Consider the following 25,708-nt stretch of genomic DNA (forward strand, 5'->3'; position numbering starts at 1 on the left):
CCTGTCGGCATCTCCCCTTGTTAAGGGGAGAATTCGCCACAAGCATTTTTTATCTTTCATTTTTTCTACCCCCTTCGATAAGGGGGTCGCCGCCAAGCGGCGGGGGGATCTTATCTTTAAGTTTGTGAATAATTAGGGCTAAGTTCCCAAAGAAAAAAACAAAGAAAAATCAGACAGGATTAACAAGATTAACATTATTAGAATTTAAAGAAAAATATAAAATCATGTAAATCTTGTAAATCATGTCCAAAATTTCTTTTTCTTTCTTTATCGACAATGCGATCTATGCGAGAAAAAGCTTTAAACCAGGAGGCGTCATGGCAGTAACCAGGAAAGATGTGGATACAGTCGCCGCGCTTGCCCGGCTCTCCTTCACCGGTGAAGAGAAAGAGGCGATGACAGGCACATTGAACGACATTCTCGGGTATTTCGACAAGCTCTCCGAGCTTGACACCGAACAGGTGGAGCCGCTGGCTCATATCCTGCCGGTGCAGAATGTCATGCGCGAGGATGTGGTCCGCCCCTCTCTCGGCCAGGAGACCGCGCTCGCCAATGCTCCCAGGAAAGAACGGGGGCATTTCGTGATACCGAAGGTAATCGAATAAAAAACTGAGGAAGGAGGCGCCATGCCCAGGAAAACCGTACGAACCGATAAAGCCCCCAGTCCGGTGGGGCCGTATTCCCAGGCGATAGTGTCCGGCGGATTTGTGTTCTGTTCCGGCCAGATTGCCATCGATCCCGAAACCGGTCTGCTCATAGACCAGGATATTGAAAGTGAAACCACCCGGGTCATGGTAAACCTGAAAGCGGTTTTGGAGTGCGCGGGAAGCGCCCTGGAGAAGGTGGTGAAAACCACCATTTTCCTCTGTGACTTGAAAGACTTTACAAGGATGAATGAGGTGTACGGTTCCTTTTTCGAAGGGGATCCGCCGGCTCGTTCAGCCGTACAGGTTGCGGCGCTGCCAAGGGGAGTCAGAGTCGAGATAGAATGCATCGCTGAGGTACCATGAAAGTCAGGATTGCCGAAAGTGCCGGTTTTTGCATGGGAGTGCGCAAGGCTATGGATTGTGTCCTCGATGTCTCACGCGGGAAAGAGGTCACCTATACCCTCGGCCCGCTCATCCATAATCCCCAGGCGCTGGAAATGCTCGAGTCGCGCCATGTTTATATCGCCGGGGAGATTGATAAGTCTCTCCGGGGAAAAACCGTGGTGATCCGAGCTCACGGCGTCCCCCCGGAGGTGCTGAGTAAGCTTGGAGAAGTCGGGGCGATGGTTGTGGACGCCACCTGTCCCAATGTGATGAAAAGCCAGAGGATTATCAAGAAATACCACAGCCGGGGATATGCAATAGTGATCGTCGGCGACCGGGGACATGCCGAGATCGATTCTCTGATGGGTTACTGCGCAGGTGGCGTTACTGTTGTGGAGACTATCGAAGAAGCCCGCGGCCTTCCGGCCCTGGAAAAAGCGTGCGTGGTCGCGCAGACCACCCTGAACAGCGCACGGTACCAGGAGATCGCGGAAGAAATCTCCCGTCACGCCCAGGTATGCTATGTGGCCCGGACCGTGTGCGCTTCCACCGAGAGAAGGCAAAGCGACATCCGCAAGCTGGCCGAAATCACCGACGCCACAGTGGTTGTCGGCGGCAAAAACAGCGCGAACACCAAACGGCTGGCGGAGATCTCCCGTGAACTGGGACAGCCGACATTTCTCATCGAGGATGTGTCGGAGCTGGACCTGAAAGCTCTTTCACAGTACAGCGAGGTCGGAGTTACCGCGGGGGCTTCCACTCCCAACTGGGTGATACAACAGGTGATTGACGCCATCGCCCATTACACCCCTACAAGGCAAAGCTCACTGATCGGATTCCTTAAAAGGCTGGCGTTTTTTGCGGTAGAAGGGAATTTTGTCCTCTGCGCCGGAGCGGCGGCGTTAACCTATGCCATGTGCCGGTTCATGGCAATACCGCCCTATGCAAGGTTTTACCTCATGGCGTTTTTCTACCTTTTTCCCCTGCATGCGGTCAACAAGTATCTGGAAATCGACCGTAAACACCGCACCCTGAACCCTCTTCTCCGAAAGTACTGGAGGATATACCTGATTTTTGCAGGAATATCGGTTCCGATTTCTCTCGGGATTGCCTGGTATTCGGACCCGCTTACGTTCGCGATCGTGTTCGTCTCCTATCTTTTGGGAGGACTCTACAGCGTGCGGGTCATCCCCATTCACTGGAACATCCGTATCAAGAGTCTGCGCGACATTCCCGGCTCGAAAGACATCATGATCGCCACTGCCTGGACATTTGCCGTGGTGATCCTGCCGTCCTTCACCCACAGCTCTTTTCCGGGGATCATCACTCTGGCCGCCGCGGCGTATGTGTTCGCCCTGGTGTTCTCACGGGCGACCATCCTGGCCATGGGAGGCATTGAATCGGACAAACTGGTGGGAATGGAAACCATTCCAGTGCTCATCGGACGGAAGAATACCATCCAAATCCTCTACATTGCCAACCTGCTTCTTATGCTCTGCATCACAGTCTTCATTCTGTTCAGTGACTCCTTTCGGTCCCTTGTCCTCGTTTTCCCCATCGTCTATATGATTCTCTCCATACGGCCGCTGAGCAGGAAGGGCTTCTTTTTCCGGCTCTATCACCAGCTCATTCTCGATGCCGATTTTTTTCTGACGGGGATATTGGTCTACCTGTTCATGAGTTAGGAACCGGAGGGAAGGGCGGCCGCATAATCCCCTCTCTTAAAATAGAGGGGAAGGCCCTGATATTTCTTATAAACCGGTTGCGATCCCCCAGATATTTGAATTAATTTTTTGTAACTCTTTATGATGCTTATCGTTCCACGAGAATATATTTATGAAAATATTCTTGGGTTCATGCAAGTCCACTTGAAGGACGAATCCCCCCTGTCCTTCGGACATCCCCCCTTATTAAGGGGGGAATCATGTTGGCAGGCTGCTTTTACCCCCTTTATAAGGGGGTCGCCGCTTTATGCGGCGGGGGGATTTTGTTTAAAGAGAAGATAAGTGATATGGCATGTCTATCGCCGAATAAAAAATGGGGGATGGCCAGGGGGGTTCTTTCTGTTGACCGGAGCATTCATAAGTAATATCTTTCCCATGAGCACAGAAAAATTTCCCTTTTACGTTTTGGAAAGGTATATCCCATGAACCACATACAGCTTCTCTCCAGCATAAAAATGAAGGCCGATACGAAAATTCTCCTCCTCGTGATGGACGGTCTCGGCGGTCTTTCTGGACCGCAGGGAATGACAGAGCTGGAAGCCGCACGGACCCCCAATCTCGATGCTCTCGCGAGGCAGGGTATTTCCGGTCTGATGGACACGGTGGGACGAGGGATTACTCCCGGCAGCGGGCCGGGACATCTTGGTATTTTCGGATACGATCCGCTCACCTATTTAATCGGACGAGGGGCGCTGGAAGCGGCGGGCATCGATTTTGATCTGCGCCGGACCGATGTTGCCTCACGGTTCAATTTCTGCTCTCTGGACAAGGACGGCGCGATTACCGATCGCCGGGCCGGCCGTATTTCTACCGATGTCAATAAAAAACTTGTGGAAAAAATGCGGCGGATTTCCATTCCGGGAGTGGAAATCTTCGTGGAGACAGTCAAAGAGCACCGCGGGGTGGTGATATTCCGTAAACCCGGTCTCTCAGGAAATCTGCATGATACCGATCCGCAAAAACTTGGCGTCCCGCCCCTGAAAGCAGAGACTGCCGACGGCGGGAAATCCGGGGAGATGGCCGAAATCGCCAACCGCTGGCTGGAACAGGTTTTCGAGGCGCTGAAAGATGATCATCCTGCCAACGGCATTCTCACCCGAGGATGGTGCAACTATCCCGATATACCCACATTTCAGGAGATATACGGGCTCGATCCGGCCTGCATCGCTCTCTACCCCATGTACCGTGGGGTGGCTAAGTTTGCAGGCATGCATATCTACCGTGAGGGGATCACCGATTTTACCACCGAACTGGATGCGCTCTACAAAGCCTGGCCGGATCATGATTACTTTTTCTTGCATTACAAACACACGGACTCGGCGGGAGAGGACGGCGATTTTGACCGCAAAGCTGCCTGCATTGAAGAAGTTGACAGGGCTCTTGCCTGCGTACTGGATCTTCATCCGGATGTCATCGCTGTTACCGGAGATCATTCGACTCCTTCGGTCTATAAGGCACATTCCTGGCACCCGGTGCCTGTTGTCATGGCCGGAAAGCATATCCGTCCGGATAAAGTGAACGCTTTCAGTGAATCTGCCGCAATCTGCGGAGGACTGGGCCGGTTCGAGGCGAAATACCTTATGACCGAGCTTCTTGCCGCAGCGGAAAGACTAACAAAATATGGCGCATAATTTATATAAATTTGAATATTAGCGCATAAAAAAATACCTTGAATTTTGACTCATTTTTTGATACATTACGCCGCAAAGATTATGTGGTATAGGGTATATTTACAAACATCCATCGGCTTTTATGAGTTGGCGTTTATTACCATGTACTCACCTTATTCTCAGAAGGAGCGGATATGACAGGTAGAAATAGGGCGTTTATCCTTATTGCTTCTCTCTTTATTCTCCTTATAACCGGTTGCGAAAGCAATGTGGACAAGGTTAAGAATTACAAAAGGAGTAAAGTTGAGAAGATAACCTTTAGTGAAGTATTCACAAAAGCTTTTGATAATGGCGCCTGGACAGAGCTGAAAGAAAAAGACAATTTTGGCAATACCCTGGTTCAGTTTACCGGTAAGATCTCACAAGGGTTACATGATTATTCGGTCGACAAACTGTCAAGAGCCGGGGATCGCTTCATTTTCAGCACTGCTTGCCATTACCTGGCTTCGGAAATCCAGAAAGGGGTAGTTGCGCAGGATACCGATATCACGTTTGATATCAGCAAATATCCGATCGGAAAGCTTGGCCTGGTATTCAACGACCGGATGGAGGATTATCTGGGCTCCGAGGATAACAAGGATAGAGTGAATACCCTTATTGATTTTTACAAAAAGAAGTATTTTGAAACCGATACAGACGTTACCATCCAGTTCTCGGTGATATATAAGGGTAAAATCATAAAAATATATACTGCACAGAACAAGAACTGGGAATTTGATATGATGTTCAACAGTAACCTGGATAATGTCTTGAAAGTGATTTTCGATTATGCCATGAATATTAAATGATGTGGAACAGCAGGGAAATTTATTTGAAGGGAATGTAAGGGGATTCCCTTTCAGGGAGCTTGAATTTTTTACATATTGCATTATTACCAAAGTAAAAATTTTTAAACTGATATGAATTTTTTGTTGCATTTTTTTCTTAAAAACTATTTATTTTTTGCAATGTCGATGAAAATAATGCAAGGATGAACCGGTTTTTTTCCTGTTTTATACGGGGAGCGGTATAAACAATCATAAGGACTGTTTTGAATTTATTTAAGTATTTCATTGTTTTTGTTACACCAAGAAAGGGTGGAAAATGTTTAAAAAGGGATGTGTTTTAATCCTGGGGGGGTTGCTGGTACTGTCATTCATCAACGGATGTGGAGACAACGTTTCTAGATCAAAAGGGAAAAAATGGGAAGGCACCAAGATAACACTGGAAACAGTATTTACCACAGCTTTCGACAATTTGACCTGGACACCGGGGCAGAATGTAATGAATGAGGTGTTGTCTCCAACCGCTTTCGGTATGCAGGAAGGGCTTAAAAACCAGGTGGTGGTCAAAGGCAAGATGTCGCAGGCAATTCACGATTACATGGTTGACCAGCTTAATAAAACAAGCCAGGTGGCGGCTTTCACCGAGGCGCTGCGGTTTGCTGTAAAACTGAACAAGGATGGAAAACTAGCCCAGGACCCTCTAGCGAAATTTGATCTCAAAGCATATCCAGTTAGTGACAATGGAGAAGTTGATGTCGACAAGGCGGAAAGTTTTCTCTATTCTGAGGATAACAAGGACAAGGTCGATGCGCTCTTGACCTGGTTCAAGAAGAGATACTGGGAACCCGGAACGGATGTCATGATAGTACTTTCTCTTGTGGCCCGTGGCCAGGTTATTAAAATTTCCTATGCTAAGAATTCGTTCTGGGATAACGATGTCAAGTACACCAATCATACCGAAATTATTATGAATGCCATTTTCCAATACGTTCAGAACACTTCTGCCAAAAAGTAAAAATCGTTTCACAGTCATAAACCGGAAGGGACTGAAAAAATCAGTCCCTTTTTGATCTAATATCATTATTCGCTCACCAGATGCCGATGCCCTGCTTTATATACCCGGATTTTTATCCGCTCCACAAGGGTGACATGGACCGCAGCCTGGCTACCAGCGGCGGAAGAACCTCGATCACATTTTCCACCTCCGATTCCGTGTTCTCGAAACCGAGGGTAAAAAGAACCGATGCATTGGCGAGGGCATGGTCGAGCCCGATAGCGTTCAGCACATGAGAACTTTTTAGCGCCTTGTCCGCGCACGATGAACCCGAGGCGGCAAGTATCCCTTTTGCGGCCAGGCTGAACAGCATGGATTCGCCCTCGACAGCTTCCACGCTGATGTGAACATTCCCGGGAAGCCTCATCGCGCGGTCTCCGTTTATCACGAGCTTGGGAATGGAAGCCTCCAGTCCGAAAGTGAGCCGGTCGCGAAGCCGGGTTGTCGCCGCTATCCTGTTAGGCATGTGCCGCATGGCAAGCTCCGCCGCCCTGCCCATTCCCGCTATGGCGGGGACATTTTCCGTTCCGGCCCTCCGGCCCCGTTCCTGGATACCGCCATCGATGAGAGAATAGGTGCGTACACCCTTCCGGATGTAAAGGGCTCCGGCGCCTTTCGGCCCATAGAATGCATTCGCCGCCAGGGAGAGCATATCCACCCCTAGATCTTTGACAGAGACCGGGATTGTTCCGGCGGTCTGGATAGCATCGGTGTGGAAAAATGCCCCCTTTTCTTTCACCAGTGCTGCGATTTCCCGAATCGGCTCGATGACGCCGATTTCATTGGAAGCCTGCATCACCGATACCAGCACCGTATCATTCCTTATCGCGGAGGCCACCGCATCCGGATCGGCAAACCCTTTACTGTCCACACCGACCGTGGTCACCTCCCAACCCATACGTGAGAGCGACCGCGCCGCATTCAGAACAGACTGGTGCTCGATCGCGGACACCACGATATGCCGGCCTTTTTTCTCGTTGGCCCAGACGCATCCTTTCAGCGCCATATTATTTGATTCGGAACCGCACGAAGTGAAATATATCTCAGCCGGTGCTGCTTCGATGAGGGCGGCTACCTGCTCCCTGGCTTTATCCAGGGCTTCACGGGGAGTGCCTCCTTTCGGGTGAATACTCGAAGGATTGCCGAATTCCATGCCAAAATAGGGGAGCATTGCATCGAACACTTCCGGAAGAAGCCGCGTTCCTGCGGCATTATCCATATAAATTTCCGCCATATTCTGCCTCTCTTGTTATGGATCTAAAGGGTGATGGGGATCTCTCTTTCCTGACATGACTACATATTTTATTGCGTTTCTTTTCAAAATAGATGCGGCAACGGTTTCATCGTTCCCGCGAAGCGGCAACAAGTTCGGCATGGCACTTGTCATCCTGAACTCGTTTCAGGATCCAAACTCTCAAAACATGCTCAATTATTCTGTAAAATAAAAAATATTTCATTGAAAGAGAACACAATTCATACCTTGATATTTATTGTTTTTTTCAGTATAATCGGAAGGAGATGCTGTGAAACGGTTTCATCGTTCCCGAGAAGCGGCAACGGATTCGGAAGAAGGAGGGTTTTAGTGGCTCAGATTGACAAGCTCTTTTATCTGTTAAAAGAAAAGAAAGGCTCGGACCTGCATATCAGTGTGGGGGCGCCGCCTCTTATCCGCATAGCCGGTGATCTGACCCCGGTTACCAACGCCATTCTTCCCCAGGCTGAGACCAAAAAGCTGCTCTATGAAATCATGTCAGAGAATCAGCAGGAGCGGTTCGAGGAGAGGATGGAGCTGGACTTTGCCTATGCGATTTCCGGCCTGGCCAGGTTTCGATGTAATATCTTTTTGCAGCAGCGCGGAATCGCCGCAGTATTCCGTATTATACCGGAAGAAATTCTTTCAGTTGAACAATTGAAAATTCCCCCGCAGATTATCAATTTCGCCAAACTGCACCGTGGGCTGATTCTCTGCACCGGTCCGACCGGCAGCGGCAAATCCACTACCCTGGCAGCTCTGGTAGATTATGTAAATCAAAACCGTCAGGAACACATCATTACAGTCGAGGATCCAATAGAGTTTGTACATCTGAACAAGAAATGCCTGGTAAACCAGCGTGAGCTGGGGGCGCATACCGAATCCTTCGCGGCGGCATTAAAATCAGCGCTTCGTGAGGATCCTGATGTTATTCTTGTGGGAGAAATGCGTGATCTGGAGACCATTCAGCTTGCTCTTACCGCCGCCGAGACAGGGCATCTTGTTTTCGGGACCCTTCATACCTCGAGTGCGGCCAAAACCATCGACCGTATTATCGACGTATTTCCCTCCGGGCAGCAGGGGCAGGTGCGTTCCATGCTATCTGAATCCCTGAAAGGGGTTATGGCCCAGACCCTGATGAAAAAGATCGGGGGAGGACGTATCGCCGCCATCGAAATCATGATCGGGAATCCGGCTATCGGAAACCTGATCCGCGAGGAAAAAACCTTTCAGATCAACTCTGTTTTGCAGACTTCTAAAGCCGAAGGTATGCAGACTCTGGATATGGCGCTTTATGACCTCTGCCAGAAAAAGCTCATCACGGTCAATGACAGTATCGATTATGCAGCGGATAAAAAAGCCATGCGCGCCCAGTTGGGTCAGAAATAAAACAAGCAAAAATGTAAATGTGATGTGATATCCGGGTTATATTTTTTGGTTCTTCTCCAAAAGAGTTGGTAAAGAAATTTACTTATAAGGGTTGCATTGAGGAAATGATATCAATCCAACCCTGAATTGAAATATGTTGTTAGTTGCTGTCAAGCCCAAGCAAGTCAGCCTTCGGCTGAGGCTTGACAGATTGAGGTCTGCTTAGATTATTTACGTAACAAAACTTTTTTTATCCCTAACGATGCAAAGTTCCCCTTCGGGGGATTTAGGGGGCTGCCACTCAAAGAGTTATCTCATTTTGCACTGCAAAATTTACCAACTCTTTTGGAGAAGAACCTATTTTTTTAAATTTATTTTAAAAATATTTTTATCAGATGATACAACTGCTTGTGGATAGGCGAAAGGCAAATCTATATATTGGTTATTCTTCAATTCAAAACCTTTATTATCACACATCGAGCGGTCCAGGATGAAAAAAAATTACTTGACAGGATGTGGCAGGATGGATAGATTTATTGCTAAATGCGGTTTTATCTACATAAAAAATCTTGCGTTCTGCCAATATTTTTTTCCCAAAATCTCATGGGGGTGAGTTGCCCCCATTTTTTTGTGGGTTTTTGATACGATACTGCTTATAAGGGATTTTCAGCCATGCAGCTCTACCGCAGAGAGACGAGTGCTATAGGCCTGGATATCGGGTCCAGCATGATTAAAGCAGCGAAAATGACTTTGAGGGGCAAGCGGTATTACTTCGAAAACTACGCCCTGGAACCGGTCGAGGAGGGAGTCATTCAGTCCGGAGAGATCAAGAACCCCTCCAGTCTTGCCCAGTCTGCCCTGAAAGCGGTCAGAAAGTGCGATCCCCATATGAAAGAAGTGGTAATTGCCTTGCCCAACTCCTCCATTCTTTCCGATGTGCTGACCATGGACCTCCGGTCTGAAAAAGATATGCGCGAGGCAGTCATGGTGGAAGCGCAGCAGATATCCCCATTTGACATGGCGGAAGTCGAACTTGATTATGCCATACTAAGCCGTGATGAAGCTGCCAAGAAGATGAAAGTGCTCATGGTGGTAGCCAAGAACGATATCATCCTTTCCTATATCGATTTTCTCTCGGAGGCCGGGCTCAAACCCACTGTTTTCGATGTCGATCTTTTTGCCCTGAACAATATATGTCACTTGAATTATGATATGGGGAAATATCACTCCGGTATTCTCCTCAACATCGGCTCGGAAAATACTGTAGCCGCTTTTTACCAGAATGGAACATATCATTCGTCCAGGGATATATCCATTGCCGGAATGAATTTCATACGGGAGCTGAAAAATATTCCCGACATGACCAGCGAAAAGTGCTATGGCATCGTTCAGGGGAAAATCACTCAAGACTTGGATCTGGAAGCTGTAACCCACGCTTTGAACAGCTCGAGCAAGGAATTGGCCAATGCGGTGGATGTGGCGCTCTCTTATCTCCAATCTTCCGATGTCATGGAGAAACTCGATGTGGTCCTGCTCTCCGGTGGATATGCCTGGGTGCCGGGATTGATCAATGTACTGGAGATGCGCACCGGCGCCGAAGTCATGGTCATGGACCCATTTGTAAACATACGATATAACGAGAAAACAATGGAGAATGTCGATCTCAAAAGGATCGGCGCTATTCTCTCTGTGGCAATGGGTTTGGCAACCCGTAACAATTAGCCTTGTGTATTGTGCGGAGAGAAGCATGTACATAAAGATCAATCTGCTTCCACAGGAGTTCAGGCCGAGAAAGACTTTGATCGCCTTTGATTACAAGGTGGTCCTGATCTTCCTCATCGTTCTGGCGGCGGCCGGACTGGCAGGGTATTATGTTCACATTAACCGCGCCCTCGCCGGGGAAGTGAAGCAGCTCTCCAATCTTCAGAACCAGCAGGCCATGATCAGGGACACAGTCGAGCTCAAAAATGAGGTCGATGTTCTCAAGAAAAAGATTACCGAGCGTGTGGCAATCATAAAAGAGCTTACCGGCGACAGCGATGTCCGCTTCGATATGCTTAAGCATATCAACAGCATCGTTCCGGAAAACCTGTGGCTATCGAATATCAGCGAGAATGTTCTGAGCGGCCGGATTGTGTTTACCATAGAGGGAATGTCCTACGTGAAAAAAGACATATCCCGGTTTTTGGAAGGACTGGAGAACTACAAGAAATTCAAAAGCGTGGCGCTTGAATCGATCACGCCCTCTCCTCTGGAGACTCAGGACGCCTTTCAATTTATTTTGAACGTGGAGCTTTTGACCAACAAGCCGGCGGCCCCCGCTCCGGGGAAGAAATAGTGACCGGTTTTTTACCGGAGTTAAACTGGCATGGCCATAGATTTTGACATCAAGGATCCGAAAAATCAGCGCTTGTTGGCGACTGTGATGATCGCCGTTGTGGTGATGTACGCCTTTTTCAACTTTGTTATCAAGGTAAAGAGCCAGGAACTGAAAAGCAAGAAAGCAGAGAAGGTCACCCTGCAGCAAAGCCTCAACGATATGCAGCGGAGCCTGCAGACGAAAGTGAAATTGCTGGTGGAAAGGGAATCTCTTCAAACCAAGATGAAAGAGCTGGAGATGATCCTGCCCAGTCATGAGAATATGGCTGCCCTTCTGGACCAATTTTCCCAGGTCGAGAACAATACGAAAGTGTATGTGGTGGGATTCAAGGCCGATGAAACAGTGGAGGGAGGGGGTAAACCCTACCAGGCCAACAAGTATACGATCACCATCGAGGCAGGCTTCCACCAGTTTGCTGCATTCATGAGCGAAATGATGGCATTGCCGCGGATATTGAGTTTTTCGGATATGAAGATCACCACCAATCCCGCGGCAAAAGACAAGACCGCGACGAATGAAGGGCTGGAGGACCAGCCGCGCTCTCTCACCATTGAATGTACGGTCACTTCGTACATATTCAAGACTCTCGGTGAAAGTGAAGCAGGCGCCAAGGACAAGAAGCCATGAGAAATCAGGCAATCGTCTTCTTTATAGCCTTTTTCCTGACTGCGGCGCTTGCAGCGCAGCCTTCGAAGGCTCCGGCAAAAGGAGAGGCGGAAAAAACTGCCCTAAGTCCGGAAAACGGGACAGTTCAGAAATCCCCGTCCTCCGGTGCGAAAGCTTCGGCCCCGGCTCCGGCGGCTGAGAAAGCCGATTCTCTTAATCCGCTCAAGTATTCACGGCCGAGCTATATCTATAATGCCGATGGGAAGCGCGACCCGTTCGGTTCACTGGTCCCGGAGCAGGTGAAGGAGGACCGGAAGATCAAGGGGCTTTTCAACTATGAAAAGTCCACCTTACTGGGTATTGTCAATACTGACAGTTCCCGCTATGCCCTGGTAATAGATGGCGACAAATTCGGCCACGTTTTGCGGGAAGGGGATAAAGTTCTCGGCGGAAATGTGACGCAGATCACTGACGATGTTGTCTATTTTCACCTAGTTAAATATGGCCGTCCAATGACCATCATCATGCGGATGGAAACAGCCAAATCCACCGTTATTTCCAAAGGAGAGGAAGATATTGTTGTCAGGAAACCGGGCATAAACGTATCCTACGAAACCGGTTCGACCTCATCGAGGGCCGTTACCATTGAGAACGTAGTTATTCCTTCTCTGAATACTAAGACAGTGGAAGAAGTCTGGTTCGGAGCAGAAGCAAATAAGCCGGATGAGACAGTCTCGAAAGGAATAAACACCCTGTTCGATCCCCCTGACAATGCTTCGATAGGTCTGCCGCATCTTTTCAAGTGGACAAAATCCCCCGATGATTCTCTTTATACATTGATCATCGGCGGGGACAAAGATTTTACTACCGCTCTTTTGGTTAAGGAAGGACTGAAAACATCTTCCTGCCTTCTGGATGAAAAGTCGCCTCTTCCTTACGAGAGAACGCTTTTTTGGAAAATCATAGTGAGATACACATCCGGGAAGATTGCAAGCTCCCGCAATATACTTTCCTTCAGGATAACGGATTTAAGTGACCGGGGTAAGGACAATGAAAAAAAATAACCTGCTGATGGTATTCTTATTACTCACCGTCCCAATCCTTTCCTCGTATGATTCGGGACGATGTGAGACTACTCGCGATATTTCCCGTATAAAAATCTCGAGTCTGGATTTCGAGAAAGCGGACATCCGGCAGATCATGAAGACCCTGTCCGAAATCGGGAACCGCAACATCATCCTCGACAAGGCGGTGATCGGCGAATGCACCATTTACCTTCGGGATGTAACTTGGCCGGAGGCGCTGGTTGCGGTCATGAAAATGAACGATCTGGTGGCCTATGAGGACCGTGGATTCATCAAAGTCCTCACGAGAACGGACTTTGAAAACCAGCAGAAACTCCTCTTGGAAAAACAGAAGGTGCTGAAGCGTGAGGAACCCCTGAAAGTCCAGGTGATAAGAATCCGTAACTCCAATGCGGCAGATATAAAAAGCACCCTTGATCCCCTTCTGGGAAAACAGGATCAGCCCTCGGTGGACCGCCGGACCAATTCCCTGGTGTTCACTGTGTCTGATTCCAGTTTTACGGTAATCCAGAACATTATCAAGGAATTGGATACCGAGACAAAACAGATATCCATCGAAGTCAAGATGGTCACCGTGGATTCAAATTCTCTGAGCGAGCTGGGCATCAACTGGTCGGCGACAAATAAAAATAACTCTATCAGCCAGAAGACCGTTAGCACGACAGGCAATCTGCTCAACATTTCCGCTTCGGGAACGGTTTCCAATGCAATACTCAACGCCAACCTGGCTTCTCTCATAAACAAAAACAAGGCGGAGGTGGTTTCGCGGCCCCATATCACCACACAGGACAACGAACCGGCCACTATCAGCTCCGGAAGCCAGGTGCCTTACGTCACCTATGACCAGGCGCGCAACACTATCGTTCAGCTTTTCGATGCGTCCACTGCACTCCGGGTCACCCCGCATGTGCTGACCGACGACCGTATTCTGCTCGATGTGGAGGCTGTCCGGAGGACCGCCGAGGGAGTGGGCGTCGGACTAAAAATCACCGAGGAGCAGGCCAAAGTCAAGATGATCACTTCCAACGGTGAAACGGCAGTTATCGGCGGGATGCGCCAGATGCAGGAATCGAAACAGGATCAGGGAATTCCCATTTTGCAGGATATTCCGCTTCTCGGGCAGTTGTTCAAATATACCAAGAGGGAAACAAAAAAGACCGATCTGATTATTTTCATCACCCCCCGTATCGAAGCGCCGATGAGCACCCAGGTTTCGCCTTCCGAACAATGATTCGGAAGCACGGCGCGGGGAAAACTGTTTTTCCGCCGGAGCAGATCATGAGAGAGAAAAGTGGCAATGAATATGCGAAAGCAGGCTGGCTGATTGTTTTTTCCCTTGCGGCCATGATCGTCGCATTCTCCTGCGACCAGACGACCGGCCCCGGCCAGACCACCATTTCAGTGAAAAACAGACTTCGAATCTCTGCGGACAGCATATCTATACCTGCCAATGGCGGTTCAACCCGTGTTTTGGTTCAAGTATATGCCGGAACCGATACCACGAAAACAGTCAGCGGCGTCCGGGTTCAATTCTCGACCAGTCCGACCAATCTCGGATCGATTCAGATACAGAATGATGTCACCGACGCCAACGGGTATGCCCGGGCCACGGTTTACGGCGGCTCAAAAACCGGAAGCATGGGTGTCACTGCCTCGATTGAAAACTTTTCAAACACGCTCTTTATTTCCGTGACCCCCGGGGCCGGACTGGTCTTTTCCAGCCCTTCGGAAATACTTGCCGATGGCTTAACCCAATCAAAAATCACTGCCACCGTAATCGATTCTCTCGGTCAGCCTTCTCCGGGCGCCCTGGTCAAATTTGCCTCAACCGCCGGAACTATTACTTCCCAATCTTATACCGATGACAAGGGGAAGGCGGAGGCGCTTCTCCGGAGCACCGCCTCTATCACCGATATTTCTGCAGTGGTAACCGCCTCGACCGAAGGAATAGGGAAGCCGGCCATTCTGACCGCAAAACCGGCAGAGGTGAAGGTAAAACAGGATGACAATAGTGCCAAACCCGTGGTCATCTCCAACATACTCGGCATTGCCACGGTGGTTTTCAAAGGTATCACGGTATCCGGTACGGTCGGTAAAACAACGGTGTTTGCCAATAACGCAGATTCCACCCTGGTGAATGTGACGGTAAAAGAAACCACCTCCGGCGCCCCGGTGCCGAAAGCCCATCTCACCTTCACTTCCAGTCTTGGTATCCTGCGCGCAAAAGAGGCGGACACCGACAACACCGGAAACGCCAAGGTGATTTTCTTCGGTTCCAATGTATCGGGAACGGCTGTTCTTACCGCCGCTTATGCTCCGGTGCTCACCTATACCACGGAAATATCCCTGACCAAGCAGCTCTATATGGACCTGATGAGCAGTCCCTCTTCGCTTTCGGCCAACGGAACGGATGTGGCTAATATCAAGGCTCAGATCACCGACGCCGATGGGAACCCCATCCAGGGTGAGAAAGTATATTTTTCCACCACTCTCGGAACAATTCTGCCTTCCGCTGTGACCGACCTCTGGGGAAATGCTTCAGTCAGCCTGAAAAGCCCCCGTCAGAATGGCAGAGCCGAGGTTCATGCGAAATATAAAACCATCGAGAAAGTTACCTACGTGCAGTTTACCGGAGCCGATGTAAAAGTCCAGGCCACTCCGATGATCCTGGTAGCAAACAATTCAGATCGCTCCACTCTCAGTATCAGCATGACCGATGCTTCGGGCTCCCCGGTTGTAGGCAGTCTGGTGAATCTTTCCACCGCTAAGGGTACTCTCATTTCCGAAGACGGGAAAACCATCGGTGTCTCTATTGTAGATTCTACTTCAACCACAGGAAAAATTACCGCTTACCTGAAATCGCGCGATCCCGGAGATGCAGTGGTCACTGTCTCCGCCCTGGGAATCAGCGAAACTGTTACCGTGATTTTCACCGATTATACATTCTCTATCACCTCCGCCCAGCCTCAAATCCTGGCCGGAGGGACGAAGGTTCTGGTTACCGCCACCCTGTTCGACAAAAACGGCAAGGTGACTCCCATAAATCTCGCTGATGTCAATTTTTCAACGACTCTCGGTACCATCGCTCCGAAAGAGCGGACACCCGACGGCCGTGCGGTTGCGGAGCTTACCAGCTCAAAATCAGCCGGAACCTCAACCGTTACCGCCTTTTTGAAAACTCCGCCCATCAGCTCCACTATGACAATCCCATTCATTGCCGCAGGAGCCGATTCAGTAGTGATCAAAGCCGATAAGATGTCGGTACGGCTTGGCGGCGGTACAGTGGATATCCGGGCTACCGTGTATGATGTCACTGGCAACACGAAAGCCGGCTCCACAGTAACATTCACCATTTTGAAAGGCCCGGGCGGCGGTGAAGAAATCACTCCGGCGACCGCGGTGACCGACGACCGTGGGCAGGCATCGGTTACCTTCCGCTCCGGCAGCCGTGGAACCGAGATTGACGGCGTCGAGATTCAGGCGCAGGTGGAAAAGAAAACCTCGAATGTTGTGAAGATGACCATTGCAGGCGAGCCTTATTCGGTCGTCGTCGGATTCAGCTCCTCCTTTGTTTCCAATAATGACGGGACATTGGGGGTCGGTGTCACCGCAATCGTGTCCGATGTCAACCGCAATAAGGTGGTGGATAACACGATAGTCAATTTCTCCCTCCGTGGGAATGTGGGTGTGATTGAAGGGCAGGTGCCTACCCTCGGCGGTGTGGCCTCCACCATGCTTATCTATTCGCCTTCCGATGCGGGAAAGGAAGTGGAGGTCACCGCTTCTTCCGGAGGAATTTCCCAGACCGGCAAGCTCCGTCTGCCCGGAAAAGCCGGCGCCATAGGCAAACTGCAGGTCTCTGCGGGCAAGACGCAGATACTGGCCGACGGTATAGATGTGGTCCCGATGACCGTATTCCTCACCGGCGTCACGGGTGAGCCGCTATCCAACCAGACCGTATACTGCAGCGCGAACATCGGCAAGATCGATCCCTCGGCTATCACCGGAGACCCTTCGGAAAAGGATTCCGCTCCCGGCAAGGCAAAAGTTGTGTATACCGGTGCGGCGCTCCGTAACGATACCACTACCCTGATAAAGGTATGGGCGGAAGGGTATCCCGATACGGTCAAAATACAGGTGCAGCTCAAAGGTATTTCGATCAGCGCTGCCACGGAACCGGATATCCTTCCGGCGGACGGCCAGAGCAAAGCGACCATCAGTGTGCTGATCAAGGAAACCACCACACAGATTCCCATAAGCAGCCAGGATGTGCTGTTCGGGGCTTCAGATGGTTATATCGCAGGAAAATCAACGACAGATGCGAGCGGTGTTGCGAAAACGATCTATACTGCCGGGTTCAAAGCCGGCACTGCCGATATTATGGTCAGCTTTGGCGCCACCCTTGTGGAAACCACCCATATAACCGTTTATGCGGTGAAAGCTCAGGGTATAGAAGTTTTTGCCAGCCCAAGCCAGATACCTGCCAACGGCATCAGTACCTCCACGATTACTGCACTCCTGCGTGATGACAGGAATAATCCCATTATCGGCGAACGCATCCAGTTCACCACCATACTGGGCACCATCACAGCAATGGACACCACCGATGTCAACGGCCGTGCGGAAGCCACACTGGTGAGCGAGCGCCGTAACGGAACAGCGATGGTCACCGCCAAATTCAAGGATTGGACAAAAGTCATCCCGGTCAATTTCACCGGAGTGAAGTTGAATGTGTCGGCGACCCCGGAAAACCTGTTCGCCGGCGAGAATGAAAAAACCACGGTGACTGCTTTCGTCAAGGATGCGGCGGAGGTTCCCATTGTGGGAGAGCCGGTTTTGTTCGACTGGTATCTCAACGGGGTGAAGAGAGTTTCAAAGACATCAACCACCGACGTCCAGGGCCGTGCAAACATCGATTTCTCCGAAAGTGTGGCGGGACGATACCTTGTTCTGGTAAGCGCAGCGGGAGCGTCGGATTCCACCTCGATCAACTTCAACAAAATTCAATTTGTCATCGCTGACAGCAACCCGGATACTGTCAGAACCGGCGGTGTTTCACTCCCGGTCAAGGTGAAGCTGTTTAATACCGAAACCAAACTGCCGCTCAACGGTCAGTCTGTGGAATTTTACACTACCCTCGGGACTATCGATAAAAACTCGGTCACCAACAGCCAGGGCGAGGCTGTTGTTTCCCTGAAAAGCGGCAACACCGCCGGGATCGCCACAGTCCTCGCCACCACGATGTATCAGGGGCAGAGGGTTTCTGCTGAAAAGAAATTTACATTTATTAACAGCGGGCCGGATTCGGTGCAGCTTTCCCTTGACGCCAACATCGTCAGTGTGGGAGGAGGAAACTCACGGCTCATCGCCCTGGTCACCGATTCCAGCGGGAACCCGGTGTCGGATGTACTGGTGAGTTTCAAGATTCTCAAAGGCCCTGCCGGAGGGGAGTTCATTAAGCCCATCTCTGCGACCACCGGACCTTCCGGCATCGCAACCACCTATCTCTATTCCGGCCAGGTCCCCAGCACATTTGAAGCTGTGCAGGTGCTGGCCGAAGTCGGAAGTGTAAGCTCCAATGTTGCGAAGCTCACCATCGCCGGCGCGCCGGAAACCATCAAACCGAGTTATCCCACCCTGGTTGAGATAGGCAAGATCGACAATGGCAACGGTACGTTTACCTTGCCCATTTCGGCCACGGTTCTCGACATCAATTCAAATTTCGTGGTGGATGGAACTACTGTTTATTTCAAGATAGACCCACCTGAGGGTGTTGTGCTCAGCCCTGCAAAGACACAGAACAGCGTGGCTGTCTCCCAGATCACCTATCCGGCAACATCCGCCGGAAAAGCAGTGGAGCTTACCGCATCCGCCGGGGGCAAGGAAGGGAAGATACGAATTCTGCTTTACGGATTCACTGTATCCTATGTCTCGGTGACCGCTTCACCGAAGAGCATCGTGGCGGACGGGAAGTCCACATGCGAGATACGCGCCACTCTTTTCGACAACACGGGATCTTCCAAATTTGTCCCGGACGGGACCACGATTTCGTTCATTACCGATGGAGGAACTCTTAATCCCATCGTCGCTGTCACCAAGGATGGTATGGCGATCACTACCCTGACCAGCGATAAAGCTCCTAAGTATGTGTCTGTTACTGCACAGTCCGGCGCCTCCAAAGATGTTACCACGATTAGGTTCGAAGAGATCGTCTCGTACCTTACGGTTACTACCACGCCGAGGAGTATCAAGGCGGATGGCATTTCCAGTTGCGACATAATCGCCACCCTGTTCAACAGCATCGGTGAACTGGTTCCCGACGGAACGACTGTATCGTTCACCTCAGACGGCGGATTGCTCCCCACCGTGGTTGCCTTGACCAAGAACGGGATTGCCACAGTGAAGCTGACAAGCGACAGATTAGCGAAGGATGTGTCCGTTTCCGCAATTTCAGGAAACGCCCGGGGAAGCTCGTTCGTAAAATTCGAGGAAGTCATTTACTATCCGACTCTCACCGCACAGCCTAGTATCATTCCGGCGGACGGCAAATCCACTAGCGTGATAACGATAACCCTCAAGGATGACACCGGCAGGCCTTGCCCGGACGGCACCCTGTTGTCATTCACTTCGAGCGGGCTGGAGGGAGCGACTATCAACCCGCTTTCGGTGACCACCAAGAACGGGGTCGCCACATTGACGTTGACCAGCGGAACGAAGGCGGGTGATTTCTCCATCACGGTTGAATCCGGTAAATCCAAGGGTATGGTGACGATCAAGATCCAGGAGCTGGTTTCCTTCATCAATGTTACCGCCATTTCTCCCACCCTGCTTGCAGACGGCAAGTCCACGACGGAAATCCGCGCGGTACTCAAGAACGAAGACGGCAATCCCGTGCCCGACGGAACCGTGATTACGTTCTCCACAACGGGCGGTTCGCTCAATACCAAGGTGTCTACCGCGCTCGGCGGGACGGCAACCGCAATTCTTACCAGTTCCACCACTCCCGGCGAAGTGGTCGTCACTGTGAAGTCAGGGCAGATGAACGAAACGGTCAAGGTCATTTTCAAGGAAACCGTCTCGTATATCACCGCAACGGCTACCCCGAGCAACATTACCGCGGACGGCAAAACGACCTGTGAGATCAAGGCGACCCTTAAGGATTATACCGGCGCCTTTGTGAAGGACGGCACCGTGGTATCGTTCTCCACGGACGGCGGGACTCTGGAATCGGCGGTGGTGACCACCACGAACGGAGTCGCCATAACGAGACTGACCAGCGATAAAACTCAGAAAGATGTGAATGTAACCGCTCTGTCCGGCTCGATCAAGGATATAGCCAAGGTTATTTTTGAGGAGGCGGGAGTCAACATCAACCAGGTCTCCGATATCGTGATGACGGTTTCAAATTCGACAATCGAGGCCGACGGCATCACTTCGGCCATTATCACCGCGCAGCTTCGTAAATTTAACGGTGATCCCATCGATGTGCCCACCACGGTGGTTTTCAGCACAGATATCGGTGAAGTATCCAAATTTGTCCGCTCCGACCAATCAGGCCGGGCGGTGGCTCAGTTCACCTCCGGTGTGGTGGGAACTGCCACGATAAGCGCCAGCGTCGGAACCATCAAGGGTTATACCAATGTCATCGTGGTGCCGGGCAAGCCGCAGTCTATACAACTCAGTTTTACTCCGACAACAGTAGGCGTGCAGAAATCCGGCCGTAACGAAACTCTGCAAATCAAGGCGGATGTCAAGGACAACAAGAATAATCCCGTCCGTGACGGAAATATGATTAAATTTGAGCTGGTCGGCGCATATGATACGGGCGTTACCATCACACCGGGCGGAACCACCGCGTTCATGAGCAGGCCGGTGCCGACAGTGAACGGTATCGCGACTGTTTCGTTCCACTCCGGAACCCGCGCCGGGACCATCCGAGTCAAAGCCACGGTGGTTGATTCAACAGGAGTGGTGGTGACTCCGGTTGTCTCCAGTGAAACCACCCAGTTCCAGGTGTTTTCCGGGCCGGCGTTCCTGGATACGAGCAACCTGAACGATCCGTTCACGAACTCGCATATAACGGTTGCAGGCGCGCCTCTCAATATATTTGCGGGTGAACTGAATACTGTCAACAGTACGACCACCATCTCGGTGCTCGTCGGCGACCGCTACAATAACCCGGTTACCGAAGGTACTGCGGTCTACTTCACAACTACCGGCGGTGTGATAACCACCCGCACCGGTTTCACCGACGCCCAGGGGATGGCCACTGTCACTCTGTTCGCCGGGAATCCATTCCCAACTGTGGCAAATTCAGCATCGGTGGAGAATCCCAATGCCGCACTTGGCGGCCCGGCAATTTTCGCCATTCCCATGTTCGATTATGACGGCGACGGCACCCAGAATAACGGCATTGCCACGATAACTGCCTATACCCAGGGAGTTGACCAGCAAGGTCGTCAGGTCACCGCATGGAATTATGTGCCGATCGTTTTCTCGAAACATGTTGATGTAAATACCGGATTTACCGTAACACCGGGAGTTACCACTCTCCTGAACGGGCAGTCGACGAACATCACCATAATGATTAAGGATATAAACGGCAATCCGGTGGTCGGGGGTTCCACCATCGATATCACTTCACTGCTGGGTGAGCTCTCTCCTGCCAAGATCACAACGAACTCTCCCGGCACAACGGTGTATTCGGTGACTCTGAAGAACAGTCTGGATCCTACGAAGGACATGGCCGGGAATACAGTGATCACGGTGAAATTGAAGGGCCCGTACGGCGAATATATAATAAAATCCGTGCCGATATTCATGAGCCTGATATAGCAATAAGAAAGAAGGAATTGTTTATATTGATGATAGATGCCGAAACGAGTTCGGCATGACGGGTATGTCGTTAAGTAAGCTAAGGTGATCATCCGAAAGATTAATCCCCCCTGCCCCCCTTATCAAGGGGGGAAAAGGAAATTGTTACTTTTACTGTGTTAACATTTATTAGAATTTGACAGAACCCTCTCTCTAAATTCCCCCCTTAATAAGGCAGGGGGGATATTTAAAGATACAGGATCACAATTTCTCTCATTTACTGTATGTTGCTGACTTAACGACATACCCGTCATCTTTACTGAACTTATATTATAGTACCGCTAAAGGTCATCTCGGGAAATAAAGGGGAAATCAGATGAAGAGTATTTTGATCGGTTCTTTCATGCTTTATCTATGCATCCCCGCGGTAATCAACGCGGAGCTCTTCACCGATCCGTCAACAAATATCGGCGGGAAGAATCTGGTTGTCGGGGCGGAATATTCTGGAGTCATGAACGAATATGATCTGGATACCAAGAACCTCCCGGTTACATCGGAAAGGGCGCTCCTCAAGGTGACCACCGGGTTGACCGACTGGTTTGATATCTATCTCAAAGCTGGAGGGGCGCGCCTGATCCTCGATTACAAAGAGCTCGATACCACTGTTACCAAGAATTTCGACTCGAAAATGCAGGCCGGTTTTGGCGCCGGCGCCCGTATTCGTATTTTGAACTATGTGAATTCCAGGACACAGGTTTACTGGCAGGGCGGGGGATTATTTTTCAAAAACAGCGGAACCATAGAGAAATGGAATGACACGGCGCAGACACAGACTACAACCGATCGAGATATCAAGTGGCTTGAATTGTATACCGGAATCGGGGTTGCCAAACGAATGGAGTATGTGGAGCTGAATTTCGGGCTGGGTCTTTCGGATGTCAAGTGGTGGCTGGATGACTCCGTTAAACAGAAAACGGGGACTGTAACCACCAGCGGCCGTACGAAAAGGGATTCTTTCGAGATCAGAAATCCTATCATCGGCTTTGTAGGGATTGATTTCGTTCTCCCGCTGGAATACCGTATATCCGCCCAGGCCGGAATCCGTGGCATGAACTCTGCGGAATTCACCATTGCGATCAGCCAGGGGCTGGAGAAATAACTCACGGCCAGGGCCACCAATCCGGTACACGGGCGGTGAAAGACAAAATCTCCTCAAGGGTGGGATGTTTGAAGGTGAGCGAGAAGCTCATGAGCGCAATTCTGTCTTTTCCCAGATCGATTCCGGAACCGTACTTACGGTCCCCAAGAACCGGATGGCCGATATGGCTGAACTGGGCGCGAATCTGGTGCTTACGGCCGGTTATAAGGTCAATCTCCACCAGAGTTTTTTTTGGTGTGGCGGAAATTGAACGATAGCGGAGAATCGCCCTCTGCGCTTCGGGTGCGGACGCTGCGGCTTTCAGGGTTTTATCTCCTTCACGCACGAGGTAGTCCTCCAGGACGCCTTCCCCTTCTAAACGACCTTCCACCACTGCGCGATAGGTTTTTTCCATCCCGCCAATGCGGATTTGTGCGGAGAGCCGCGACGCCGCTTTGGTGGTTCGGGCGAACACGATCGCTCCGCTTACCGGACGGTCCAGCCGGTGCACCATCCCGATGAATACATTTCCCTGTTTATTATACCGCTTGCGGACATATCTTCGGCACATCTCCAGGAGGCTGTCCTCACCGCTTTTGTCGGACTGGGTGAGCACGCCCGCCGACTTGTCAACCACCAGCAGATGGTTGTCTTCATAGAGCACGGCGAGCGGTTCATCGGCATGGGAGTTTGACAACGTTCTCTCCGGGGGTTATATTGAATTGACTTCACCCAGTTGCAAATTGGTATAATAATAAGATGGTTCGGCAAAAAGTATCTTGTTGCTGCCTTCGCTCTAAAAACCTCACCCGGCCTTCGGCCACCCTCTCCTAATTAGGAGAGGGCAAGAACAAGGCGTATAATGAGTTACCCCCTCTCCTGACTAGGAGAGGGGGACAGGGGGTGAGGTAAAGAAACGCCAGAAAATAAAGTAAAATTTACTTTTTGCCGAATCATCTTATAAGCCATGTGAAAAACATTTTATTGAATAAAATCACCACTTTTTCTAAACTCACCTCTTGGTCTCCTCTCTATAATAGAGAGGAGATAACTCGTTGCGAGCCTTCTTGTTCCCCCTCTATTAGAGAGGGGGTCAGGGGGTGAGTTTCGGCGGAAAAGAAAATAACAGGCATTTAGACTATTTTTTTTACAATCCTTTTTATATCTTCGTTCTGGAATTATAGATGTCCAGGTTCAGCTCCTTTTCGCTTTTGGCTATGAGCACCGAGACCATGGCGTCTCCGGTGATGTTGAGCGTGGTCCTTCCCATATCGAGTATACGGTCGACTCCGGCGATGAGCGCGATGCCTTCCAGCGGCAGACCAACCGAACTGAGCACCAGGGAGAGCATGATCATGCCTGCGCCAGGCACCCCGGCGGTTCCGATGGAAGCGAGGGTGGCTGACATGACGATTGTAGCGTAATGAGACATTGTCAGCTCGATACCGTAAACCTGGGCGATGAAAAGCGCGGCGACTCCCTGGTAGATGGCGGTGCCGTCCATGTTGATGGTTGCCCCCAGAGGCAGGACGAAGCTGGAGATGCTCTCGGATACTCCCAGATTCTTTTGGGTGACCTGCATATTCACCGGAAGGGTCCCCGAACTGCTGGCAGTGGAAAACGCCACCAGTTGCGCGTCGATCATTCCCCTGGCGAAATTCAGAGGGTTCACCCGCGCCACGAGGGCCAAAAGACCACCGTATGTGATAACGTAATGGAGCAGGCATCCGGCATACACCACCAGGATCACTTTCATGAGAGGAAGAAGAACGGCCAGGCCGAATTTTCCGGATACCCAGGCGATGAGGGCGAAAACGCCGAACGGGGCAAGTTCCATTACCATCATGGTCAGTTTGAACATCACCTCGGCAAATGAATCGATAAAGGCGGCGACAGGTTTCCCTTTCTCTCCGGTGAAATTGATGGCAAGCCCAAGGAGAAGGGCGAAAACGATGACCTGAAGGATATTGTCGGTGGCAAATGCGTTCACAGGATTACTGGGAATGAGCGAAACGAGTGTGTCGATCATGCTAGGCGCGGCTGTCGCTTTCAGGGGGCCGCTGTGTTCAAGCCTTACCCCCGCGCCCGGCTGGAAGAACACGCCGAGAATCAGCCCGATGATGACCGCAACCGCTGTGGTCGCCAGGTAATAGAACAGGGTTTTAATGCCGACCCGCCCCAGTTTTTTCGGGTCGTTCATGCTGGTGACTCCTGTGACAAGAGAGGCGAACACCAGGGGACCGATGAGCATTTTGAGGGCGCTGATGAATGCATCGCCCACAAATTTGATGCTTTCTGTCCGGGGGCCGAAGATGATTCCGGCTGCCATTCCCAAAACAAGGCCGATGAGGATTTTCTTCCAGAGCTTCATGTTTCTCCGCGTGTTAGGGGGTAAATTTTTTACGGTTGACGGGGCTGGAGGAGTTTCGCGATCAATCCGGTCCAGCCGGTTTGATGCGACGCCCCCACACCGCGGCCGGTATCGCCATGAAAACACTCATAAAAAAGGATATTGTCCCGGAACTCCGGATCTTTCTGAAACTTTTCGGTATCGCCGAAGGATGGGCGCCTGCCGGATTCGTTACGGAGAAACAGCCTGGTAAGGCGCAGTGATAACTCGTTCGCGACCTCGTTTATGGTGATAAAGTTCCCCGAACCGGTCGGGCATTCAATCTTAAAATCGCTGCCGTAGTAGTGGTGGAATTTCTGGAGAGATTCGATTATGAGGAAATTAATAGGGAACCATATCGGCCCGCGCCAGTTCGAGTTTCCGCCGAAGAGGCCGGTATCGGATTCGCCCGGCTGGTATGATACACTCAGTG

At 50.7% G+C, this 25,708-nt stretch carries 18 protein-coding genes; 14 read left to right on the forward strand and 4 right to left on the reverse strand.

Annotated features, from left to right (window positions below):
• The first annotated feature begins 317 nt into the window (after positions 1-317).
• From gatC to Q8O92_02085, 6 genes are all read left to right on the forward strand, one after another.
• On the forward strand, positions 318-605 hold the full coding sequence (gatC, locus tag Q8O92_02060; protein ID MDP2982097.1) for an Asp-tRNA(Asn)/Glu-tRNA(Gln) amidotransferase subunit GatC: 288 nt from the start codon (positions 318-320) through the stop codon (positions 603-605).
• Between the two features lie 21 nt (positions 606-626).
• Complete coding sequence (locus Q8O92_02065) at positions 627-1,010, forward strand: RidA family protein (protein MDP2982098.1); 384 nt, start codon at positions 627-629, stop codon at positions 1,008-1,010.
• On the forward strand, positions 1,007-2,716 hold the full coding sequence (ispH, locus tag Q8O92_02070) for a 4-hydroxy-3-methylbut-2-enyl diphosphate reductase (GenBank protein ID MDP2982099.1): 1,710 nt from the start codon (positions 1,007-1,009) through the stop codon (positions 2,714-2,716). Before Q8O92_02065 ends, ispH begins: the two co-directional genes overlap by 4 nt.
• A 461-nt stretch (positions 2,717-3,177) precedes the next feature.
• Positions 3,178-4,386: a 2,3-bisphosphoglycerate-independent phosphoglycerate mutase gene (locus Q8O92_02075; GenBank protein ID MDP2982100.1), complete on the forward strand. Its 1,209-nt coding sequence runs from the start codon at positions 3,178-3,180 to the stop codon at positions 4,384-4,386.
• Positions 4,387-4,559: 173 nt separating this feature from the next.
• Entirely contained in the window at positions 4,560-5,213 is a 654-nt protein-coding gene (locus Q8O92_02080) for a hypothetical protein (protein MDP2982101.1), read from the forward strand.
• 331 nt (positions 5,214-5,544) lie between these two features.
• Positions 5,545-6,204 carry a hypothetical protein gene (locus tag Q8O92_02085; GenBank protein MDP2982102.1) on the forward strand — a complete coding sequence of 220 codons (660 nt, stop codon included), beginning with the start codon at positions 5,545-5,547 and terminating at the stop codon, positions 6,202-6,204.
• A gap of 112 nt (positions 6,205-6,316) precedes the next feature.
• Here the strand turns inward: Q8O92_02085 and Q8O92_02090 are convergent, their stop codons facing one another.
• The gene (locus tag Q8O92_02090; protein ID MDP2982103.1) at positions 6,317-7,477 is read right to left on the reverse strand and encodes an aminotransferase class V-fold PLP-dependent enzyme; all 1,161 of its coding nucleotides are present in this window, start codon (positions 7,475-7,477) and stop codon (positions 6,317-6,319) included.
• A 348-nt stretch (positions 7,478-7,825) separates the two neighbouring features.
• On the opposite strand from Q8O92_02090, the gene Q8O92_02095 reads away from it, so the two are divergent.
• The 8 genes from Q8O92_02095 (at position 7,826) to Q8O92_02130 (ending at position 22,907) form a co-directional block, all read left to right on the forward strand.
• Positions 7,826-8,884 carry a type IV pilus twitching motility protein PilT gene (locus Q8O92_02095; protein ID MDP2982104.1) on the forward strand — a complete coding sequence of 353 codons (1,059 nt, stop codon included), beginning with the start codon at positions 7,826-7,828 and terminating at the stop codon, positions 8,882-8,884.
• A gap of 651 nt (positions 8,885-9,535) precedes the next feature.
• A complete protein-coding gene (gene pilM, locus Q8O92_02100) occupies positions 9,536-10,585 on the forward strand; it encodes a type IV pilus assembly protein PilM (GenBank protein ID MDP2982105.1) in 1,050 nt (349 codons plus the stop codon).
• Between the two features lie 25 nt (positions 10,586-10,610).
• Positions 10,611-11,201 (forward strand): PilN domain-containing protein, encoded by a 591-nt coding sequence (locus tag Q8O92_02105; GenBank protein MDP2982106.1) that lies wholly within the window; start codon positions 10,611-10,613, stop codon positions 11,199-11,201.
• Positions 11,202-11,231: 30 nt separating this feature from the next.
• The gene (gene pilO, locus Q8O92_02110) at positions 11,232-11,870 is read left to right on the forward strand and encodes a type 4a pilus biogenesis protein PilO (protein MDP2982107.1); all 639 of its coding nucleotides are present in this window, start codon (positions 11,232-11,234) and stop codon (positions 11,868-11,870) included.
• The gene (locus Q8O92_02115; GenBank protein ID MDP2982108.1) at positions 11,867-12,913 is read left to right on the forward strand and encodes a hypothetical protein; all 1,047 of its coding nucleotides are present in this window, start codon (positions 11,867-11,869) and stop codon (positions 12,911-12,913) included. The genes pilO and Q8O92_02115 overlap by 4 nt, the downstream gene beginning before the upstream one ends.
• On the forward strand, positions 12,900-14,165 hold the full coding sequence (locus Q8O92_02120) for a secretin N-terminal domain-containing protein (GenBank protein MDP2982109.1): 1,266 nt from the start codon (positions 12,900-12,902) through the stop codon (positions 14,163-14,165). Before Q8O92_02115 ends, Q8O92_02120 begins: the two co-directional genes overlap by 14 nt.
• A gap of 47 nt (positions 14,166-14,212) precedes the next feature.
• The gene (locus Q8O92_02125) at positions 14,213-21,769 is read left to right on the forward strand and encodes an invasin domain 3-containing protein (protein ID MDP2982110.1); all 7,557 of its coding nucleotides are present in this window, start codon (positions 14,213-14,215) and stop codon (positions 21,767-21,769) included.
• Positions 21,770-22,124: 355 nt separating this feature from the next.
• Positions 22,125-22,907: a hypothetical protein gene (locus Q8O92_02130; protein ID MDP2982111.1), complete on the forward strand. Its 783-nt coding sequence runs from the start codon at positions 22,125-22,127 to the stop codon at positions 22,905-22,907.
• A 1-nt stretch (position 22,908) separates the two neighbouring features.
• Here Q8O92_02130 and Q8O92_02135 read toward each other — a convergent pair whose 3' ends face one another.
• The 3 genes from Q8O92_02135 to Q8O92_02145 form a co-directional block, all read right to left on the reverse strand.
• Positions 22,909-23,583 carry an RluA family pseudouridine synthase gene (locus tag Q8O92_02135; protein MDP2982112.1) on the reverse strand — a complete coding sequence of 225 codons (675 nt, stop codon included), beginning with the start codon at positions 23,581-23,583 and terminating at the stop codon, positions 22,909-22,911.
• A 462-nt stretch (positions 23,584-24,045) separates the two neighbouring features.
• A complete protein-coding gene (locus Q8O92_02140; protein MDP2982113.1) occupies positions 24,046-25,257 on the reverse strand; it encodes a dicarboxylate/amino acid:cation symporter in 1,212 nt (403 codons plus the stop codon).
• Between the two features lie 29 nt (positions 25,258-25,286).
• Positions 25,287-25,708 (reverse strand): glucosidase (locus tag Q8O92_02145; protein ID MDP2982114.1); only part of this gene is annotated, 422 nt, incomplete at its 5' end.

Origin of the sequence: Candidatus Latescibacter sp. (assembly GCA_030692375.1) — a bacterium.
GTDB lineage: Bacteria > Latescibacterota > Latescibacteria > Latescibacterales > Latescibacteraceae > JAUYCD01.

What these genes read in the sequence shown, in the direction of transcription:
- gatC (MDP2982097.1), top strand. Translation starts at nt 318, where the DNA reads ATGGCAGTAACCAGGAAAGATGTGGATACAGTCGCCGCGCTTGCCCGG.
- Q8O92_02065 (MDP2982098.1), top strand. Translation starts at nt 627, where the DNA reads ATGCCCAGGAAAACCGTACGAACCGATAAAGCCCCCAGTCCGGTGGGG.
- ispH (MDP2982099.1), top strand. Translation starts at nt 1,007, where the DNA reads ATGAAAGTCAGGATTGCCGAAAGTGCCGGTTTTTGCATGGGAGTGCGC.
- Q8O92_02075 (MDP2982100.1), top strand. Translation starts at nt 3,178, where the DNA reads ATGAACCACATACAGCTTCTCTCCAGCATAAAAATGAAGGCCGATACG.
- Q8O92_02080 (MDP2982101.1), top strand. Translation starts at nt 4,560, where the DNA reads ATGACAGGTAGAAATAGGGCGTTTATCCTTATTGCTTCTCTCTTTATT.
- Q8O92_02090 (MDP2982103.1), bottom strand. Translation starts at nt 7,477, where the DNA reads ATGGCGGAAATTTATATGGATAATGCCGCAGGAACGCGGCTTCTTCCG.
- pilM (MDP2982105.1), top strand. Translation starts at nt 9,536, where the DNA reads ATGCAGCTCTACCGCAGAGAGACGAGTGCTATAGGCCTGGATATCGGG.
- Q8O92_02105 (MDP2982106.1), top strand. Translation starts at nt 10,611, where the DNA reads ATGTACATAAAGATCAATCTGCTTCCACAGGAGTTCAGGCCGAGAAAG.
- pilO (MDP2982107.1), top strand. Translation starts at nt 11,232, where the DNA reads ATGGCCATAGATTTTGACATCAAGGATCCGAAAAATCAGCGCTTGTTG.
- Q8O92_02115 (MDP2982108.1), top strand. Translation starts at nt 11,867, where the DNA reads ATGAGAAATCAGGCAATCGTCTTCTTTATAGCCTTTTTCCTGACTGCG.
- Q8O92_02120 (MDP2982109.1), top strand. Translation starts at nt 12,900, where the DNA reads ATGAAAAAAAATAACCTGCTGATGGTATTCTTATTACTCACCGTCCCA.
- Q8O92_02125 (MDP2982110.1), top strand. Translation starts at nt 14,213, where the DNA reads ATGAGAGAGAAAAGTGGCAATGAATATGCGAAAGCAGGCTGGCTGATT.
- Q8O92_02130 (MDP2982111.1), top strand. Translation starts at nt 22,125, where the DNA reads ATGAAGAGTATTTTGATCGGTTCTTTCATGCTTTATCTATGCATCCCC.
- Q8O92_02140 (MDP2982113.1), bottom strand. Translation starts at nt 25,257, where the DNA reads ATGAAGCTCTGGAAGAAAATCCTCATCGGCCTTGTTTTGGGAATGGCA.